The sequence below is a fragment of the Sphingobium sp. LMC3-1-1.1 genome (genome assembly GCF_040676285.1).
In the GTDB taxonomy this organism is placed as follows: Bacteria; Pseudomonadota; Alphaproteobacteria; order Sphingomonadales; family Sphingomonadaceae; genus Sphingobium.
In genome coordinates this window covers 141,685-157,706 of record NZ_JBEGHQ010000001.1, presented here as the reverse complement: position 1 = coordinate 157,706, position 16,022 = coordinate 141,685, and the positions used below count along the sequence as shown (strand labels likewise).

Sequence of the window (16,022 nt, the reverse complement as noted above, 5' to 3'; positions counted from 1 at the left end):
GAGCTTCCCCTCGTTTCAAGCGGAAGGTCGGCTCCCCCTTTCCGGCGCTATGCTCCCGGCGCCCGACATGCCTTCGTCCGGCATCGCGGCCCGCAGCCTTTCCAGCTCCGCCCGGTCCATCCCGCCGCGCGCCTCCTCCTCATCTCCGCGCGCCGCGCGCAACACGCTCTCCAGCTCGGCCGGCGTCGCCCGCCAGAACTCGTCCGGCCGCCAGCCCAGCAACCACCCCGCGACACCTGCCAGTCGCGCCGCCATTTTGAAAAAGCTCATCGTCCCCCCAAAATCTGTGCCAATATTCCCCGCAGGACAGGCGTCAGCTTCGCCAGCCCGACCGCCACGATCGCCTCGCCCAGCGCATCGCGCGTCAGCCCCGCCGGCGGCTCCACCAGACAATGCCAGAACAGCCCCGCCATCTCGGCGAGCGACAGCTTCCCATCGGCGGCCCGCTCCACCAGCGCGAACAGCGGTCCCAATTCCTCCTCGGCCGCCACCAGGGCCGCGAAGCTGGGCCGCAGGACCAGGCGCTCCCCGCCCAGTTCCAGCGCGGCCTCGCCCCTTGCGCCATTGGGCGCGCTCACAGCGACACCACCGGCCCGGAACTCTCCAGGCCCAGCGCATAGTTGCGCTCCCCATTATAATCCCCGGCATAATCGAGCCGCGTCACCAGGAAGCGCCCGCGCATCTTCTCGCCGCTTTCGAAGCTCAGCTCATAATCCTCGATTGTCCCGGCCAGCGCATGGTTGCGCAGCCGCACCTCCGCCGCGGATCCTGTGAATATGCCCGCCGCCGACACGCTGACGGATCGCACGCCCGCGCCGGACAGCAGCTCGCGCCAGCCGCCCGATTCCTTGTGCGTGACATTCACCGCCTCGCCATTGACGGACAGTTGCGTGGTCCGCATCCCCGCCACGGTCGCATAGGCCGCAGGCGCGCCCCCATCCCCTATTTTCAACAGAAACGCGCTTCCTTTTTCCACGCCCATGGCGCATTCTCCTCTAAGATAAACCGTGCAAGATTCGGGATTTGGAGAGAGGCCCCTATGTTCGTCACTGCCCCCCTGATGCTGTTGCTGGCCGCCGCTCCGCAGGGCGGCGTCGATGTCGGCACCGGCCGCAAGGACTATTCCCAGTGCCTGTCGAAACAGATCCAGCCCGCCATCGACAAGAAGCTGTCGCTTGCCGATTTCCAGGCCACGCTGAAGAGCGAATGCGGCGCCAAGGAAACCGCCTTCCGCACCGCCATTGTCGCCGACGACAAATCCAGCGGCATGTCGGAAAAGGACGCCCAATCGGACGCCGACGACCAGATCAGCGAATATCGGGACAAGATCGTCGGAGAATATGAAGACTATTCGAAGCCGGGCGTCTAAGCCCGCGCTTCACCGTCGTCCCCGCGAAAGCGGGGACCCGTCGCCCGCCCGGTCCTCCCCCGCAACGCTGGCGGGCCTATCGGCTACAGCCGCACCACCCGCACCCGATAATCCACCAGGGCCTGCCACCCGTCCCGCCCGGCCGTCCGCCCCATGCGAGAGCGCAGCAGCCGCGCGGCGATGACCTGCCAGCCCTCCACCGGCCCCACTGCCCGCATCACCGCGTCGACCCGCCCCAGCAGGCCGCCCAGCCGCGACGGCGCCTCCCCCGCATCGAACAGGCTGACCGTCATCGTCAGTTCCCGTCCCTCCACATCCTTCGCGCCCCAATCCAGCGCGATGCAGTCCCCCACAACGCCATAGGGCGCGCTCGCCCGCGCCGGCGCGCCGTCGAACAGCCCGTTCAACCCCGCCATCAGCACTGCATCCCCGCGCAGGGCCGCCACCACGGCCGCACGCACCGCCACTTCCGCGCTCATCGCCGTCCCCCTCCCCAATGCCGGCCCGCTTCCCGCAGCGCCAGGTCGCCCATCCACCGATCCTTCAGCCCGCGCCCGGACAGGCGCACGGCCTCGCCCTCGACCCGCGCCTCGATCCCGGAGGCCGCGAGGGCGGCGGCAATCCCCTGACGCCGCGCCTCCAGCCGCACTTCGACCAGCGCCCTCAGCCCCGCCTTCATGCCAGCCGCATCCGTCGCCATGGCCGCCACAGCGCGCTCACCACGGCGGGCGGCGTCGCCACATCGCCGCCGCGCGCCGCGAAATGCTCCGCCGCCAGCCGGACGATCCCCTGGCGGATCGCTTCGGGCAGCGCCGCCTCATCGGCCGCCAGTCCCGCCCGATAGCGTATCGTGACCTTGCCCGGCCCATCGACCAGCCGCGCCCGCACCCATCCATCGCCCGACGCATCAATGTCGAAGGCATAGGCCTCCGGCGCCAAAGCCACGCCCGCCGCCTCCGCCCCCTCGATCGCCACCACCGGCCGCTCCAGCAGCCTCTGCCAACTCCCGTCGGCCGCGATCGTCTCCGCCGCCTCGCGCACCACCAGCCACTGCCCGATAAACTGCTCGCAAAGCCCGCAAGCCCCCGCCAGCAGCCGCTCCAGCACCTCATCCTCATCGTTCGACCCGATCCGCAACCAGGCCTTGAGATCCCCCAGCATCGCCCCTCCAAAGAAAAAGGGGACGCCCCGCAGGACGCCCCCAGTCTGCCCCTCTCCCCTGGCGGAAGAAGGACATGAAGCCTTACCCTCCTTCGACCGGCTCCGAACGGTCAGGCGAAGTCGGATGAGGGATGATCAGGACGCAGAAAACTTCATCAGCTTGATCGCTTCCGAATTGGCCACGGCGCCGCCGATCCGCTTCACCGCATAGAAATGCACGAACGGCTTGTTGCTGAACGGATCACGCAGGATGCTCGTCTCGCTGCGTTCGGAAATCACATAGCCCGCCTGGAAATTGCCGAACGCGATCGACAGCGAACCGGCCGCGATATCCGGCATGTCCTCCGCCTCCCTCAATGCCGAGATTGTAGAGAGCAATTTAACGGATGCAGCCTAACAGCAGGGGAACATGACAAAAAACGCCATAATATACGCTCGTTTTAGCTCGCTGGAGCAAAGCAAGGGTTACTCGCTCGAACGCCAGATGAAGAATGGCCGAGAATATGTCGAGCACAATGGCTGGCGCGTAGAAGCCGAAATTAAGGACGAGGGTAAAAGCGCGTTCAGCGGCAGCAACCGAGCCGAAGGGACCGCGCTGCATACCTTCGAAATTGAAGCCCGTTCCGGCCAGCACAGCGGCAAGGTCCTCTGTGTCGAAAACATAGACCGGCTATCCCGACAAGGCGCCAAGGCAGCAGCCCAGCTTGTGTGGGCGCTGAACGAGCAAGGCGTGGACGTAGCCACATGGCATGACGGCTTTATCTACAAAGCCGATGGCAGCGGCGACCTGATGGAACTGTTCAGCGTCATCATCAAGGCGCAGATGGCGTATGAGGAAAGCAAGAAGAAGAGCCAGCGCAGCCGGGATAACTGGAAAAAGAAATACAAGGAGATTCAGGAAGGCAAAGGCACCTTCGGCGGCAAGCCAGCGTGGATCGAAATTGAAGACGGCAAGCACGTTCTAAACGAGGAACGGGCGAAGGTCATCAACGACATATTCGACTGGTATATCGATGGGCTGGGTTACATGGCCATCGTCCAAAGATTGAACGACCGCAACGAGCCGGTCTGGCACACCAAGGAATATAAAAACCCGAAAGGTGGCTGGCAGTTCTCCTATGTCCATCGGCTCATCAACGGACGCACCGTTTTAGGCGAGTTCCAGAAAAACGGCACGGATACGATTTCCACAAACTTCTATCCGGCAGCGGTGACGCTTGAAAAATATAACCGCGCTCAATCGGTGATGATCGGCAAACCCAAGCTGGCCGGTCGGGACAGCAAGCGGAAGAACAACCTGCTATCAGGCTTGGTTCGCTGCGGCGCATGTGGGAAGGTCGCAGGCTACGAGAACAAGGGAAACTCCAAGCACCGCTATGTAACGAAAGGCGGCGAGGTTCGCTTTTATGGCGTCACCACCGGCAACCACGAATCACTGATATGCGACGCATACCGTCGCAAGCACGGATGCGATAACGCCCAAAGGCTATATTATCGCGTGGTCGAAAAGGCCGTCCTCGATACCGTCCTCTCCCTCACCATCGATGATGAGCAGGACAGCGCGGAGCAGCAGCAAGCTCGTGATCACGTCGCAACCATCGAGCGCGACATTGCAGCCAAGACCCTACAGATGAATAACCTTGTTGAGGCCCTTGCAGACGGTGGAGCCAAAGCCATTGTTAGCCGGGTTGCTGCATTGGAAAACGAGATTGAACACCTGCAATCGCAACTCAGGAACGCAAACGAGCATCTGCTGATCGTCTCGGCCTCACCTTCGGTGTTCGATGATGCTGAATTCATCAGAAACTTGCGGGACGAGCTAACCAGCGATGACCCCGACATTCGACTTTATGCCAGGACGAAAACCAACGCAGCACTCAAGCGGGTCATTGAGGAAGTGACCATCCTACCTGACGGCACGTTCTACGTTTATGCTGATATTGCTATTTGGCACTTCGACCGCGAAGGCAACTGCATAGGGGGGCAAGCGATTTAAGCACCTACAAACGCCAGACAGAAAGAGAGCGCCCCAACTACAAGTCGGGACGCTTTCGCGTTGTATGGGCTTCTCAGGGGATCAGCGGGGCAGTTCGTAAACCCTCTGTCCCTGTTCCAAACGGAAGTGCGAACGATGACGCTCTACGTAGAACCGAACCCCGCGAAATGTCAGCCCAAAGCAGTCTTCTTCATAGTCGGCTGAACAATCAACTTCTTCAATGAGGAAGTCTGCAAGCGCGCTAAGGTCGAGTGTCCGGACCATATCGCCTCTCCCTTACAGCGCAGCCATTACAGCTTCGGCGACGATCTGCTTTTCCGTGTCTCGCTCCATGACAACCAAGCTGTCATCAGCATCGTCGCCCTCGTAGAACATGCCCCAGCGATACCGACCAGATTTCATAGGGCGAACAATATACGTCGCCTTACCAGTTACCCGGTAAGCCCGAATGTCCAACTTCTCGATCTGCGTTGCCATGTTCTGCACTCCTTGCGTTGTGCCAGAACTAAAAGACATCGCCTGATCTAGAAGTCATCCAGTTTCTTGCCTACCGAACCAGAAAAAGGCCACAAAAAGGACCACTCTTTTCTTGCTCTTATATCCAGAAGGCTCTTGATGCTCTTGTGCCGCTAGAAAAGGAGAATGGCACATGGACTGGACAACGCATATCCGCCCCACTGATCTACAGCAGCTAATCATAAATTGGGAAGAACAGCAGCCGCTCAAGGGAACGCGCAACGAACAAGATTACAAGCCGGTCGTGAAGCTGTTTGCGCCAGCCGGTGCAATGACATGGCTTATCACGGAATGTAACGACGATGGGTTAGCGTTCGGGCTGGCCGATCTAGGCTTTGCAGCGCCGGAAATGGGCTATATCAGCCTGCCAGAGATATTCAGCGTCAGGATCGGCGGTCTGTATGTGGAACAGGACTTGTTCTTTCGGCCGGGAAAGACGCTAGGACAATATGCAGACGAAGCCAGACAAAAGGGTCGGATAGTCGCCTGATATAAATATGAGTGGAGGTTTGATCCCCTCCGCTCCTTAATTCGATCAATGGGAAGCCCTCCGCTTAAAGCAGAGGGCTTTTCCGTCTCACTTTTTCTTGGGCTTGGCCGAGCCAGCATAAGGCGCATTCGGCTTATCCCCGACCTCTGCGCGCAACGAGTGATCGGGATTTTTACCCTTGTTCCACAAGCTGCCGACAGACTTCCGCGCACCATTGTCGAGCGTGCTATAATAGGAACACTGCTCAACGGGGAACTTGTCTTTCGCCTTCCCCGACGATGGCTTAGCAGCATTACCGCTCTTTGCGGAACTGCTCAGCACAGCCTCAATTTCCTTGTCCAGCTTACCGGCTGCAACCTCGGCTTTAAGACTCTTGAGGAAGTCCTGAAAACGCTCAGCAGGGATAAAGTTTGTTTCCCGCTTGTTGATGCTTATGGCTTGGCCGTCCAGCGCTAGCGTGAAGCTGATAGCGTTGTTATTGCCGAGCTTCCATGCACGAATGGCAGGCGTCTTCCCTTCCCCATGTTGCTTAGCTGCTTTGTCGATAACGCCAATCGCCCGATTGCGACCCTTGGCCGGATCATAGACGGGCTTATTGAAATCCGCTTCCAAGCTGTTGTCGATAAGGTCGAGATAGTTCACTTGCGCCTCCTTCTTCATGCAGCCCACATGCCGCACATGGATTAACAGTTCAATAAAAAAGGTGACCGACAAGCGGCCCCCTTGGATTAGTAGGTTGTGCAGCTTACTTGGTCTTAGCTGCTTCTGGCTGAGCGGCCTTGTTGGCGGCGCGAGTAGTACGCAGCTTCTCCCTCCGAACATTCATGCCCTTATCGGCTTCTTCCAACTGCGTCCCAAAGCTGCCCTTCTCGACCTCAGCTTTGAAGTGGTCCATCGCTGCGCCAAACTGCTCAACCGGCACAACCACCTTCGTCTCATCACCGACGAGCTTGATGGGCTTGTTGTTCACCCGGAGCGTAAGGCATACTTCCTTCTGCCCCATCGTGAACCAACGCCGACCATCTTCCTTGGGGTTATCAAACAGCTTGATCTGCTTGGCGATGCCTTCGAGCAGTATGGTCTTCGCGCTGCGCTCGGTCTCGACCGCCGCCGCAAATTCGGTGGACTTGCTCGCTGGCTTAATCATCGAAGGGTTGAATGCAGTCATTTGTTTAACTCCGATCTAAGCAGTGCGGTATTGCTCTGCTGTCACGGACTAACGACATCGCCTGAACAAGAAGTCTTCCACTCTTTGGCGTTGACAATCAGAAAGAGTTAAGACGCCTCTATTTTAGAAAATGCCGTAAAGTGGGTGCTCCCGCATCTTAGCCCTCTGCCGTTCCACCTCGGCACGGTGTTCAGTACTATTCTTCTCAACGTATTCATCGGGGTCGTTCGCGCAGAACTGCTCCCAGTCTCTAATCGCCTTCTGAAAATCTACAACGTCGGTCATCTAACTCCATTATCCTACAAAAACTTTGAACGGCGCCACCCGAAGAAGGTATCGCGCTTCCCTGTGTATATCACACAACTTTGCATCATCGCTTAACACACCTCCAAAGTATGTCGCGATAGAAGCAATATGTGCGTCATTGACATCGTTGATCAGCTTGCTGATCTTAGTCTCCATTTGCTGCCCATGATGAACCCATCTTGTGTAGAGCAGCACGACACAAAGAGCGTAACGAAATACTAGAAAGTGGAATACTTCTGCGTTGACCCGTGGATAGTATGCAGGATCAATGCGAACAGACTTGAACATGCCTCGCGACATATCAAAAACTAAGTCAATCAACTTTCGTTGGGTGTCACTGCCATAGGGAACACGGAGGCGCAACTGCTCTAACTCACTCGACCTAAATCGACTGTTAATTTGCTTAAAGACTTCAGGTAGTAGCTTGGTCTCTTGTTCTAGCTCTTTCATACGAAGTTGAGCGTCGTGATGACCACTTTTTAGCGCCAGCTCGACAACCTCGCGATCCTCGTGATTTAGTATTTCAGCCACGAAGCGCGGAAATGCTCCGGTCTGCTTACCATCTATCATGCGCCGGACATCTGCCGTCGATCTGATTGGAAAATGGTACAGCTGAGGAAACTGCTTGATGACGATGACCTGCTTAGGGAACCTAGACAAATGAACCAAGGAGTTCGGAACCGTCACGTCCGGCCGCTTTTTGTGCATCTCCACAAGCACTGTATCGGTGAGACCGATGCGATTGGACCGTGAAGTAGAGAGATAAGCCAGCGCTCTATCATCGCGAAGGAAATTCGTATCAGCTATTTTGATGGGCATCGCAGTCCGGCCTAGACGTATAACTATATAGTAGCCGTCTATAAGGAGCGCTAAGCGAACGCCAGTCCATTATGCCCACCACGCCACGTAACTTCAGCCACGGTAGCAAGGGCTTTAAGCCCATAAGAGGCGATCAGTATGTCTATGACCACAACTGGCGTAAGCTGAGAGCCAGGCGGCTAACAGATGAACCGCTATGCCGCACCTGTCTCGAACACGGTAACATTACACCAGCAACGCAGGTGGACCACATCAAGCCAAGGGCGGATGGCGGCCAAGATGTATATGAGAATACGCAGAGCCTATGCGGCCCATGCCACTCAGCCAAGACAGCAGAAGAGAATAGAATGCGCTTTAGAATCTAATGCCGAGCAGTTCACTTTCATAAACCAAACCACTCTGATGCCAAAGCTGTTGAATGGACATGATGTTGAGAACGGCTTGCGGACCAAGCGCGACAATGAGAAACAAAGCAAGACAGATACGTTGGAACTTAGTCATTGTGAACCCCTTCCTTATGCACAACTAGGTCCACTACTTAGCGTCGTGCTGCACATCGCGTCTATCACTGACTGCGAAATCTGGTTGACAATGCGGAACAGTGTGGGTGCCAGTTTGCAACAAGGCCGAGGGTAGAATGGGTGCAGGCTCAAGGGGGCGTGTCTTTTTCTGCTGAGGGGCCTCTATAGCAACAACCCCCCAACACTCTTTCTGCCTGTGCAGATTAAACAGTTTGGTGATCAGACCTGCTCCGTGAACAGGCGATCCTTCATGTCACGACAAACGCCGTCCAGTCCCGGAAACACTGAGCCATATGTAATGCCCATAAGCTCTAGCTCCCGCATGATCTTAGGAGCCTCATCAGCAGCAAGATCGCAAATGGTCAGGTAGGTTCGATCATCCTCTTGTTCCTTGTGCCGGATGAAGGCTTCGATGTCCGCTATGTTCGATACCGTGGAAACCGACTGCTGTGGCACGGCTCTTGGATTTCCCGCTGGCATACTTTCCAAAACAATTAACTGTGGCGGCGCTACGTCAGCGAAGAATGCCAGCTTGCCGTATTTCTCGTTCCATGCGCTCGCATCAAAGATATAGATGCGCGGTGCGCGGGTATCGTTTGGCTTGATGTTGCAGAAGGCAAAGTAGGCAGCGACAAAGGGAGACAGCGTCCAATCAAGAAGCGGTGTCGGATAACCATGATGTTGTAAGATATTCCAGAACGCTGCATTGTGTTCCATGTTGCCCAATTGAAGAGGGAACGACAGGCGTTCTATGGTCACGCCGAACAACATTCTCACATCGTCAACGATCCAAGTGTTGAGGTCTTTGCGCCATGTACGATGAAATGTGGTCGCAAGCTTGTGAGGCTGTGATTGCCCACGAAAAATATAGTTCCTTGGCCGCTGGCTAACTGCCCACTGTCGAAATTGATCCCACGTTGTCAAATCAGGTCGTGCAACTAAGTCCGAAGTTGCTTTAATATCGGAATGAGTAAGGGTAAGGGTTTCCGGTTCATACTCATCGGACCACCACTTAACGATCAGATCCGCTCCCTCATTTACAAACTCGACGTTCAGCTTTGCAGGTATAGGTAGCTTATCAAACCGCCGTACAAGAACAGCTTCAATCCGATTACGATCCTCCTGAGACATGACGCCACCATCCGTAAACAAGTAGATGGTTTGCGTTTCAGTTACAAAAGGCGCAACCGCATTAAAGCTCAGCGGAAATCGGAAGCCTGGCAGTTGGTGTGACTGGTCGTAAAATAGATAGGCATTGCCGGATATACGATCCCCTCTCTTTTCCAACTCCACCCGCAGCGTGCCCTTATACTCGCCGTCGATATTGCCGATCCATTGCCCCTGCATCTGCACCCCGTCTCACCTGTAAGCGTTTGCTCTTCGCTAAATACCTGAATGCAGCGTGGACCCAAGAAGAAATCCATTGAAGAGAAAAAGGCAGTCGGTTCCTATCGTCCGTGCCGCGACGATCCTAACATCATCATCCCCGCAAATTCTGCACCGCCAGAGATGCCAGACTACCTCAGCGATGAGGCAAAGGCTGTCTGGTTTGAGGAACTGGATCGCGTCACGCAGAGCGGCACCAGCAATCTAGATAGCTCACTGTTCGCAGATTATTGCTGCCTCGCCGCGATTGTCCGCGCAACTTTCAAAGCTGGTGAAATGCCAAAGGGCAATCAGCTTGTCGAACTCAGGAAGCAGCGAGAACTTTTAGGCATCGGCGGCGCTCCATCGAGGGCGCAGCGCGGCAAGGTCGCCGAACCCGTTAACAAGAACGAGTTCGCCAAGCTATTCGGTGACTAACCGATGTGGCTCCAAGGCGAAGGTCCGTTCACAACCATAGCGGTTGACTATGCTGAGGGCGTAGTCGCTGGCAGTATCGTTGCCTGTGAGCAAATCCGGCAGTCCTGCCAACTTTTCCTAGACGACATTGACGGTGACGAATGGGAGTTCAAGCCGAAGGCTGTCGAGCGTGTCTGCAAATTCATCCAGCTACTGCCGCATAGCAAAGGCACATGGGCCAGCAAGCGCGAGACGATCAAGCTAGAGCCGTGGCAGGTATGGATACTCGCCGGGATATTCGGCTTTCTCGATCCTGAAACCGGGCTTCGCAAGGTCACAGAAGGCTTCCTGCTCATCCCACGTAAGAACGGCAAGTCAACTTTTGCTGCTGGCATCGGCCTTTATATGGCCTTCCTCGACGGAGAAGCGGGCGCGGAAGTCTGGATCGGCGCGAATAGCATGGATCAAGCAGACGCCTGTTTCCAGCCAGCTCGTCAAATGGCGTTGCGCTCCCCTGACCTCATCGAAGCAACCGGCATTGAGGTTCTTGCCAAGTCGATATTCAGCCCCGGTGATGGCTCCTTTGTCCGGTCGATGATCGGCAAGCCCGGCGACGGTTCCAACCCTCACTGCGCGATCTTGGACGAAGCCCATGAGAACGATAGCAGCGAACAATACGACACGATGAAGACCGGCATGGGCGCGCGAACGCAGCCCTTGCTTCTCACGATCACGACAGCTGGCTTCAACGTGGCCGGCCCATGTCGCCAGCTACAGGTCGATGCCGAAAACGTCCTGGCAGGCAATGTCAGAAAGCCAAACCTGTTCGCCGCGATCTTCACCATCGACAAGGACGACGACTGGACGGACTTTGAGGTTTGGAAAAAGGCCAATCCGAATTTCGGCGTAGCCCTAAGCGAACGGTACCTTCAGGACCAGTTTGCGGACGCGCTAAATCAGCCATCCAAGAAGGCCGCGCTGCTCACCAAGCATCTCAATGTCTGGGAAAACAGCACAAGCGGTTGGCTGGACATACGCGCATGGTCGGCATGCCGTTCTGACAAGTCGCTGGCCGATTTAACCGGCAAGCCTGCGTTCGTAGGTATCGACGTTTCCACACAGACTGACCTTTCCGCGCTCGTCCTGTGCGTCATGGACGGTAATTTGCCTCATTTCTTCCCCTTCTTCTTCCTGCCTGAGGGTGCAGTTCAGGGCAGCAAGAACGCAGATGCTTATCGTAGCTGGTCGAGCAGCGGCCATATCTTGCTGACACCCGGCAATGCGACCGACTTCTCTTCAATCAAAGAGCAGTTCGCAAAGCTAGTAGGGCAATTCCACATCAAGGGCGTGGCTTATGACCCATGGCAAGGGCATCAACTCGCACAAGAGATTCAAGACCAGTATCCAAACATCGACGTTCGTAAGTTCGCGCAGAACGTAGGTAACTACAATCCGGTCATGTTAGAGTTTGAGGCGTTAGTTGCGGATAACAAACTCCGTCATTCCGACAATCCCTGCATGAACTGGATGGCCGGGAACGTCAGCATTAAGGCGAACTCCGCAAATCACTTGTTCCCTAACAAGCCAGACAAGCAGCACCACTTGAAGATAGACGGCATTGTTGCTGCGTTGATGGCTTACGGCATGAAGATGAATGAAGCAGAACTGGTCGCACCAACTATCGACTGGGTCTAAAGTGCCGATGTCCTCCGACGGATAAATATCCAAAACGAGGACTATCAAACATGAACATTTTCAGTTCCTTCTTCGGCGGCGATACAGAAGCTAAAGCCGCTCGACCTTTCCAAGAGGTCATTCAAGAGATCGCAGCCGATCAAGATACAAGTGGCGACTTTAACGCATTGAATGAGGAGGCGCTAGACGCCACTGCTGTTCTGTGTGCCGTTCGCGTTATTGCACAGGGAATCGCGCAAGTCCCATTCAAGCTGTTACAGAAGCAGAAGAATGATCGCGGTTTAGAAGCTACTGCTCACCCGCTTTTCAAAGTGCTGCGTCATGAACCTAATGATTGGCAGACTTCATATGAACTAAGAGAACAGATTGCCTTTCATCTTATCTTGACTGGCAACGCCTTTGTGTTCCTCAACCGACACAATCGCACTGCCGAGATTCTAGAGCTATATGCCTATGAACCCGGTTGCGTAACAGTCACGCAGGATAGCGAATATAATCTCAGCTATCGCGTACAGACCGGCAAGCGCAAGACAATCGATTTCATCGACGTTCCCGCTGAGAATATGTGGCACATCAAAGGCCCGTCTTGGAATGGATGGATGGGCCTTAATGCAACCAAGTTAGCAAGGCAGGCAATCGGTCTGTCGCTAGCTGGCGAACAGTTCGGTGCGAACCTCTACAAGAACGGCGCTCGTCCCGGCGGCATCCTCAGCACAGACGCGAATCTAACAGCAGATCAGCGCGCAGAACTAAAGCGAGCGTGGAACGAGCAGCAATCGGGAACCAAGAACGCGCACAAGACAGCCGTACTTGGCGGCGGTATGAAGTTCCAGCCTATCGCTTCTACCGCAAATGAAGCCCAATGGACCGAAAGCCGCAAGTTCCAGATACAAGAAATCTGCCGTGCGTTCGGTGTTCAGCCCGTCATGTTAATGGCAGATGGCGCAACTTCCTACAATTCAGTTGAGCAGCTTCTTCTTGCTCACCTCACTCACACTCTCATGCCATGGTATGAACGAATTGAGCAATCGGCTTACAAAGCTCTGCTGTCCAAAGAGGACAAGGCAAAGGGCTTCTACATTAAGCTGGATAGCAAGGCCCTGCTTGAAAGCAGCAATGCTGATCGCCTCGCCTACTATAACGCAGGCCGCACTCAGGGCTGGCTCACCACCAACGAAATCCGCGCACTAGAGGATTTGCCACGCTCCGACGATCCAATGGCAGACCAACTAATGCCAGCAGCGAACCTCTTCGGCCAGACCGAAACTCCATTGCCAACAGAAAATAACAACGAGGCAACCGATGTTAATTGAGAAGAAGGCCATCACTGGCATTGAATGTAAGCTGGCTGTCGAAGTCAGCAGTGAGACCACAACTGCCATGGCCTTCACCGGCTACGGCTCGGTCTTCGACAATGTGGACTTTCACGGCGATATTGTTGAACCCGGCGCGTTCACGAACTCCCTAAACAAGCACAAAGGCGCGGGAACGTTCCCGCTCATGTGCCTCAACCACAATGTCTTTGACGCGCTGCCTATCGGTCGTTGGACTTCGATTGAAGAAGACGAATACGGCTTGAAGGTCACTGGCGAACTTTTGGACACAACCGCTGGGCGTGACACTTACACCGCGCTTAAAGCAGGAGCCATCAAGGGACTGTCCATCGGCTTCTATCCGGTCAAGTGGGCCATGGCTACCGGCGCAGATGATTACAGCCGCACCATATCGGAAGTTGACCTTCTCGAAATCAGCGTAGTCACCATTGCTGCAAACGAACTGGCACAGGTCAATGAGGTCAAGTCCTCACTTGCTGACATGAGCATCCGCGATCTTGAACGACTGCTGCGCGAACAAGGCTTGTCACGCAAGCAAGCTGAAACTGTCGCCAGCCAGTTTGAGAGTAAGAAGTATATAGCAGAGCAAAAGCGCAAGCAAGAGGACGACGCAGCTTTGCAGCTTCGCATTAAGAGGCTGTTGGCCAAGTAAGCCGACTAGCCAACTTTATAAATAGTGGGAGTGAGCCGCTACAGGGGCGATCCTGTCAATAGGTCACATAACAAAACATAAGACAGACAGGAGGACCATAATAATGGCCACTAATGAAGAACTAATGGGCGTTTGGGAGCAGTTCAAGTCCGCAAACGATGAGCGCCTAAAGGCTATTGAAGCTAACGTAACTGATCCAGTTGCAACCGACAAGCTGGACAAGCTCGAAGCTGAAATCCAGAAGCTTACTGGCGTCGTTGAAGAAGTTGCAGAAGAGCAGAAGTCGCTTGCAAAGAAGTCGGGCCGTCTCGGCACTTCGGCTGATACCGCAGAAGCAGAATACAAGAACGCGTTCGGCACTTGGTTCCGCTCCGGTCGCGGTGAAGAAGCTCTAGAAGCGAAGTCCGCTACTATCGGCGGCGACAGCGGCAACGATGGCGGCCACACCGTTCCGGTCGTTATCGACATGGCAATCCGCGAAAAGCTGATTGATTTCTCGCCACTGCGTCAGTTGGCCGAAGTTATCACCACCACCACCGGCAGCTACTCGGTTCTGCTTAGCGGTGCTGGCGCTGCTTCGGGTTGGGTCGCTGAGACCGCTGCTCGCCCTGAGACAACTTCGCCAAAGATCACCAAACTAGCCATCCCGCACGGCGAGATCTATGCCAATGTCGCGGCTTCCCAGCAGATGCTCGATGACAGCGCGATCAACATCGAGGCTTGGCTTGCTTCTAAGGTGGCCGACGCATTCGCAGTCGCAGAAGGCGCAGCTTTCATCACCGGCGATGGCACCGACAAGCCTAAGGGTCTGCTCGCAACCGGCAACGGTTACGGGACTGTAGTTAGTGGCGCAGCTTCAACCTTCACCAACCCAGACAAGCTTTTCGACCTCGTTTACGGTCTGAAGGCTGGTCATCGTCAGAACGCTAAGTTCCTGATGGCGTCGGCTACTGAGGCAGAAGTGCGCAAGCTGAAGGACACCACCGGCAACTATTTGTGGGCACCGGGTCTGAACGGCCAGCGTGGCACCCTGCTTGGCTACGACGTTTACAATGACGAAAATATGCCAGTCATCGCTGCTAACGCTTTCCCAATCGCCTTCGGTGATTTCAAGGCTGGTTACACAATCGCAGACCGCAAGAGCATCACTCTTGTCCGCGATCCATACACCAACAAGCCATATGTGATGTTCTACGTCACTGCGCGCGTTGGCGGTACTCCAACTAACACGGACGCTATCAAGCTGCTCAAGATCGCAGCTTCGTAAGCCAGCGATACAGAACAAGGAAGCCCGGTCAGCAATGGCCGGGCTTTCTTGTCTCATAAATATCGGGGAGGATGCCGATGAAAACAACAATAGAACGCGACCCTGATTATCTCGCCATTTCGGTTGAAGAGGCGAAGCAATGGTGCCGGATCGACAATGACGAGGACGACACTCTTGTTGAAGGATTGATTGCTGCCGCTCAGAGCGCAGCAGAAGCCTATACTGGCCGCACCATCGTTCCCGAAACCGCTGAATATGCGTTCGATGAGGGCAACAAACGTTATGTAATCCCCACCGCGCCCGTCATCGCTATTAGCGATGTCGAGCTGATGGACACAGAGGGCGTCAAAGAAGCCCTGCCGATCCCTGACAGCTATTGGGTGCTATTGCGGGACAGCGGGGCTGTGCTGACGCTCGCAGGGGGAATGCGGGGCTGTCGCACGCTCATCGTCACCTGTGAGGCGGGCTATACCGATCCAGCTGCTATCCCACAGCCCATTAGACAAGCGATCGCTGTCCATGTCGGCTCTGCCTATGCCGGTCGTGAAGGCCAGGACACCGCAGCAGTCACGTTCCAGAATCTACTCAATCCATATCGCGTCGGTGGCCTATGAAAGCAGGCGACCTAAAGCACCGCGTTACGATCCTCACGAGCAGCAGCACCACGAACGACATTGGCGAAGTGGTCGAAGGCACGCCGGTCACTGTCGCTACCGTTTGGGCAGCTAAGTGGCAACTTACCGTGAAGGACATCACTCGCGCCGCTGCTCAAGTAGCACAGGCAGAGGCTAAGTTCCTCATTCGCTACCGCGACGACATCACCACAAGCATGACAGTCCAGCACAAAGGCAAAACCTACGCCATCACTGGACTGGAGGAATATGAGGACGGCCAAGGCTTGTTCCTCATGGTCCGTAGCATGACTGCATAAGCCGAGAAAGAGAAC

The 16,022-nt window shown here is 55.7% G+C and carries 23 protein-coding genes and 1 pseudogene; 11 read left to right on the top strand and 13 right to left on the bottom strand.

The window, feature by feature from the left end; all coding sequences use genetic code 11:
- Positions 1–15 precede the first annotated feature (15 nt).
- From MRBLMC3_RS00860 to MRBLMC3_RS00850, 3 genes are read right to left on the bottom strand one after another with little or no spacing between them, the layout of a single operon-like run.
- Entirely contained in the window at positions 16–270 is a 255-nt protein-coding gene (locus MRBLMC3_RS00860) for a phage tail assembly chaperone (protein WP_363825159.1), read from the bottom strand.
- A complete protein-coding gene (locus tag MRBLMC3_RS00855) occupies positions 267–578 on the bottom strand; it encodes a gene transfer agent family protein (protein ID WP_363735283.1) in 312 nt (103 codons plus the stop codon). Before MRBLMC3_RS00855 ends, MRBLMC3_RS00860 begins: the two co-directional genes overlap by 4 nt.
- On the bottom strand, positions 575–982 hold the full coding sequence (locus MRBLMC3_RS00850; RefSeq protein WP_133651687.1) for a phage tail tube protein: 408 nt from the start codon (positions 980–982) through the stop codon (positions 575–577). The genes MRBLMC3_RS00855 and MRBLMC3_RS00850 overlap by 4 nt, the downstream gene beginning before the upstream one ends.
- Before the next feature lie 57 nt (positions 983–1,039).
- On the opposite strand from MRBLMC3_RS00850, the gene MRBLMC3_RS00845 reads away from it, so the two are divergent.
- Entirely contained in the window at positions 1,040–1,369 is a 330-nt protein-coding gene (locus MRBLMC3_RS00845; RefSeq protein WP_363735285.1) for a hypothetical protein, read from the top strand.
- 83 nt (positions 1,370–1,452) lie between these two features.
- On the opposite strand, the gene gp17 is transcribed toward MRBLMC3_RS00845, so the two are convergent.
- From gp17 to MRBLMC3_RS00825, 4 genes and pseudogenes are all read right to left on the bottom strand, one after another.
- Complete coding sequence (gp17, locus tag MRBLMC3_RS00840; RefSeq protein ID WP_363825156.1) at positions 1,453–1,848, bottom strand: tail completion protein gp17; 396 nt, start codon at positions 1,846–1,848, stop codon at positions 1,453–1,455.
- Positions 1,845–2,048 (bottom strand): hypothetical protein, encoded by a 204-nt coding sequence (locus tag MRBLMC3_RS00835; RefSeq protein WP_363825154.1) that lies wholly within the window; start codon positions 2,046–2,048, stop codon positions 1,845–1,847. The genes gp17 and MRBLMC3_RS00835 overlap by 4 nt, the downstream gene beginning before the upstream one ends.
- Entirely contained in the window at positions 2,045–2,530 is a 486-nt protein-coding gene (locus MRBLMC3_RS00830; protein ID WP_363825151.1) for a head-tail connector protein, read from the bottom strand. Before MRBLMC3_RS00830 ends, MRBLMC3_RS00835 begins: the two co-directional genes overlap by 4 nt.
- A 135-nt stretch (positions 2,531–2,665) precedes the next feature.
- A pseudogene (locus tag MRBLMC3_RS00825) lies at positions 2,666–2,881 on the bottom strand (phage major capsid protein); the annotation flags it as partial.
- Positions 2,882–2,939: 58 nt separating this feature from the next.
- Here MRBLMC3_RS00825 and MRBLMC3_RS00820 point away from each other — a divergent pair.
- Positions 2,940–4,526, top strand: coding sequence for a recombinase family protein (locus tag MRBLMC3_RS00820; RefSeq protein WP_363825148.1), 1,587 nt, complete (start codon positions 2,940–2,942; stop codon positions 4,524–4,526).
- 276 nt (positions 4,527–4,802) lie between these two features.
- On the opposite strand, the gene MRBLMC3_RS00815 is transcribed toward MRBLMC3_RS00820, so the two are convergent.
- Entirely contained in the window at positions 4,803–5,003 is a 201-nt protein-coding gene (locus MRBLMC3_RS00815) for a hypothetical protein (RefSeq protein WP_363825145.1), read from the bottom strand.
- Positions 5,004–5,175: 172 nt separating this feature from the next.
- On the opposite strand from MRBLMC3_RS00815, the gene MRBLMC3_RS00810 reads away from it, so the two are divergent.
- Entirely contained in the window at positions 5,176–5,532 is a 357-nt protein-coding gene (locus MRBLMC3_RS00810) for a DUF2958 domain-containing protein (protein WP_363825142.1), read from the top strand.
- Positions 5,533–5,619: 87 nt separating this feature from the next.
- On the opposite strand, the gene MRBLMC3_RS00805 is transcribed toward MRBLMC3_RS00810, so the two are convergent.
- The 4 genes from MRBLMC3_RS00805 to MRBLMC3_RS00790 all read right to left on the bottom strand — a co-directional run bounded on the left by MRBLMC3_RS00805 (position 5,620) and on the right by MRBLMC3_RS00790 (position 7,825).
- On the bottom strand, positions 5,620–6,246 hold the full coding sequence (locus MRBLMC3_RS00805; RefSeq protein WP_363825139.1) for a hypothetical protein: 627 nt from the start codon (positions 6,244–6,246) through the stop codon (positions 5,620–5,622).
- Positions 6,247–6,277: 31 nt separating this feature from the next.
- Positions 6,278–6,700, bottom strand: a complete 423-nt coding sequence (locus MRBLMC3_RS00800; RefSeq protein ID WP_363825136.1) for a hypothetical protein — start codon at positions 6,698–6,700, stop codon at positions 6,278–6,280.
- Positions 6,701–6,823: 123 nt separating this feature from the next.
- Positions 6,824–6,985 (bottom strand): hypothetical protein, encoded by a 162-nt coding sequence (locus tag MRBLMC3_RS00795; protein WP_363825133.1) that lies wholly within the window; start codon positions 6,983–6,985, stop codon positions 6,824–6,826.
- A 9-nt stretch (positions 6,986–6,994) separates the two neighbouring features.
- Positions 6,995–7,825 (bottom strand): hypothetical protein, encoded by an 831-nt coding sequence (locus MRBLMC3_RS00790; RefSeq protein ID WP_363825130.1) that lies wholly within the window; start codon positions 7,823–7,825, stop codon positions 6,995–6,997.
- A 71-nt stretch (positions 7,826–7,896) separates the two neighbouring features.
- Between MRBLMC3_RS00790 and MRBLMC3_RS00785 the strand changes: the two genes are divergently transcribed.
- On the top strand, positions 7,897–8,190 hold the full coding sequence (locus tag MRBLMC3_RS00785; RefSeq protein ID WP_363825127.1) for an HNH endonuclease: 294 nt from the start codon (positions 7,897–7,899) through the stop codon (positions 8,188–8,190).
- Between the two features lie 375 nt (positions 8,191–8,565).
- On the opposite strand, the gene MRBLMC3_RS00780 is transcribed toward MRBLMC3_RS00785, so the two are convergent.
- The gene (locus tag MRBLMC3_RS00780; protein WP_363826570.1) at positions 8,566–9,693 is read right to left on the bottom strand and encodes an FRG domain-containing protein; all 1,128 of its coding nucleotides are present in this window, start codon (positions 9,691–9,693) and stop codon (positions 8,566–8,568) included.
- A 48-nt stretch (positions 9,694–9,741) separates the two neighbouring features.
- Here MRBLMC3_RS00780 and MRBLMC3_RS00775 point away from each other — a divergent pair, with 48 nt between their 5' ends.
- From MRBLMC3_RS00775 to MRBLMC3_RS00745, 7 genes are all read left to right on the top strand, one after another.
- On the top strand, positions 9,742–10,149 hold the full coding sequence (locus MRBLMC3_RS00775; protein WP_363825124.1) for a hypothetical protein: 408 nt from the start codon (positions 9,742–9,744) through the stop codon (positions 10,147–10,149).
- A 3-nt stretch (positions 10,150–10,152) separates the two neighbouring features.
- Positions 10,153–11,823, top strand: a complete 1,671-nt coding sequence (locus MRBLMC3_RS00770; protein ID WP_363825121.1) for a terminase large subunit — start codon at positions 10,153–10,155, stop codon at positions 11,821–11,823.
- 50 nt (positions 11,824–11,873) lie between these two features.
- Complete coding sequence (locus tag MRBLMC3_RS00765; RefSeq protein ID WP_363825118.1) at positions 11,874–13,136, top strand: phage portal protein; 1,263 nt, start codon at positions 11,874–11,876, stop codon at positions 13,134–13,136.
- On the top strand, positions 13,126–13,809 hold the full coding sequence (locus tag MRBLMC3_RS00760) for an HK97 family phage prohead protease (RefSeq protein ID WP_363825115.1): 684 nt from the start codon (positions 13,126–13,128) through the stop codon (positions 13,807–13,809). Before MRBLMC3_RS00765 ends, MRBLMC3_RS00760 begins: the two co-directional genes overlap by 11 nt.
- 103 nt (positions 13,810–13,912) lie before the next feature.
- Entirely contained in the window at positions 13,913–15,076 is a 1,164-nt protein-coding gene (locus MRBLMC3_RS00755; protein ID WP_363825112.1) for a phage major capsid protein, read from the top strand.
- A gap of 77 nt (positions 15,077–15,153) precedes the next feature.
- Positions 15,154–15,690, top strand: a complete 537-nt coding sequence (locus MRBLMC3_RS00750) for a head-tail connector protein (RefSeq protein ID WP_363825110.1) — start codon at positions 15,154–15,156, stop codon at positions 15,688–15,690.
- Positions 15,687–16,007 (top strand): phage head closure protein, encoded by a 321-nt coding sequence (locus tag MRBLMC3_RS00745; protein WP_363825108.1) that lies wholly within the window; start codon positions 15,687–15,689, stop codon positions 16,005–16,007. The genes MRBLMC3_RS00750 and MRBLMC3_RS00745 overlap by 4 nt, the downstream gene beginning before the upstream one ends.
- Positions 16,008–16,022: the final 15 nt, after the last annotated feature.

Excerpts from the sequence above, each read along its gene's own strand:
- gp17 (WP_363825156.1), bottom strand. The coding sequence starts at position 1,848 with ATGAGCGCGGAAGTGGCGGTGCGTGCGGCCGTGGTGGCGGCCCTGCGC.
- MRBLMC3_RS00820 (WP_363825148.1), top strand. The coding sequence starts at position 2,940 with ATGACAAAAAACGCCATAATATACGCTCGTTTTAGCTCGCTGGAGCAA.
- MRBLMC3_RS00755 (WP_363825112.1), top strand. The coding sequence starts at position 13,913 with ATGGCCACTAATGAAGAACTAATGGGCGTTTGGGAGCAGTTCAAGTCC.
- MRBLMC3_RS00745 (WP_363825108.1), top strand. The coding sequence starts at position 15,687 with ATGAAAGCAGGCGACCTAAAGCACCGCGTTACGATCCTCACGAGCAGC.
- MRBLMC3_RS00835 (WP_363825154.1), bottom strand. The coding sequence starts at position 2,048 with ATGAAGGCGGGGCTGAGGGCGCTGGTCGAAGTGCGGCTGGAGGCGCGG.
- MRBLMC3_RS00830 (WP_363825151.1), bottom strand. The coding sequence starts at position 2,530 with ATGCTGGGGGATCTCAAGGCCTGGTTGCGGATCGGGTCGAACGATGAG.
- MRBLMC3_RS00845 (WP_363735285.1), top strand. The coding sequence starts at position 1,040 with ATGTTCGTCACTGCCCCCCTGATGCTGTTGCTGGCCGCCGCTCCGCAG.
- MRBLMC3_RS00795 (WP_363825133.1), bottom strand. The coding sequence starts at position 6,985 with ATGACCGACGTTGTAGATTTTCAGAAGGCGATTAGAGACTGGGAGCAG.
- MRBLMC3_RS00785 (WP_363825127.1), top strand. The coding sequence starts at position 7,897 with ATGCCCACCACGCCACGTAACTTCAGCCACGGTAGCAAGGGCTTTAAG.
- MRBLMC3_RS00750 (WP_363825110.1), top strand. The coding sequence starts at position 15,154 with ATGAAAACAACAATAGAACGCGACCCTGATTATCTCGCCATTTCGGTT.
- MRBLMC3_RS00790 (WP_363825130.1), bottom strand. The coding sequence starts at position 7,825 with ATGCCCATCAAAATAGCTGATACGAATTTCCTTCGCGATGATAGAGCG.
- MRBLMC3_RS00860 (WP_363825159.1), bottom strand. The coding sequence starts at position 270 with ATGAGCTTTTTCAAAATGGCGGCGCGACTGGCAGGTGTCGCGGGGTGG.
- MRBLMC3_RS00760 (WP_363825115.1), top strand. The coding sequence starts at position 13,126 with ATGTTAATTGAGAAGAAGGCCATCACTGGCATTGAATGTAAGCTGGCT.
- MRBLMC3_RS00850 (WP_133651687.1), bottom strand. The coding sequence starts at position 982 with ATGGGCGTGGAAAAAGGAAGCGCGTTTCTGTTGAAAATAGGGGATGGG.
- MRBLMC3_RS00770 (WP_363825121.1), top strand. The coding sequence starts at position 10,153 with ATGTGGCTCCAAGGCGAAGGTCCGTTCACAACCATAGCGGTTGACTAT.
- MRBLMC3_RS00765 (WP_363825118.1), top strand. The coding sequence starts at position 11,874 with ATGAACATTTTCAGTTCCTTCTTCGGCGGCGATACAGAAGCTAAAGCC.
- MRBLMC3_RS00780 (WP_363826570.1), bottom strand. The coding sequence starts at position 9,693 with ATGCAGGGGCAATGGATCGGCAATATCGACGGCGAGTATAAGGGCACG.
- MRBLMC3_RS00775 (WP_363825124.1), top strand. The coding sequence starts at position 9,742 with ATGCAGCGTGGACCCAAGAAGAAATCCATTGAAGAGAAAAAGGCAGTC.
- MRBLMC3_RS00810 (WP_363825142.1), top strand. The coding sequence starts at position 5,176 with ATGGACTGGACAACGCATATCCGCCCCACTGATCTACAGCAGCTAATC.
- MRBLMC3_RS00800 (WP_363825136.1), bottom strand. The coding sequence starts at position 6,700 with ATGACTGCATTCAACCCTTCGATGATTAAGCCAGCGAGCAAGTCCACC.
- MRBLMC3_RS00815 (WP_363825145.1), bottom strand. The coding sequence starts at position 5,003 with ATGGCAACGCAGATCGAGAAGTTGGACATTCGGGCTTACCGGGTAACT.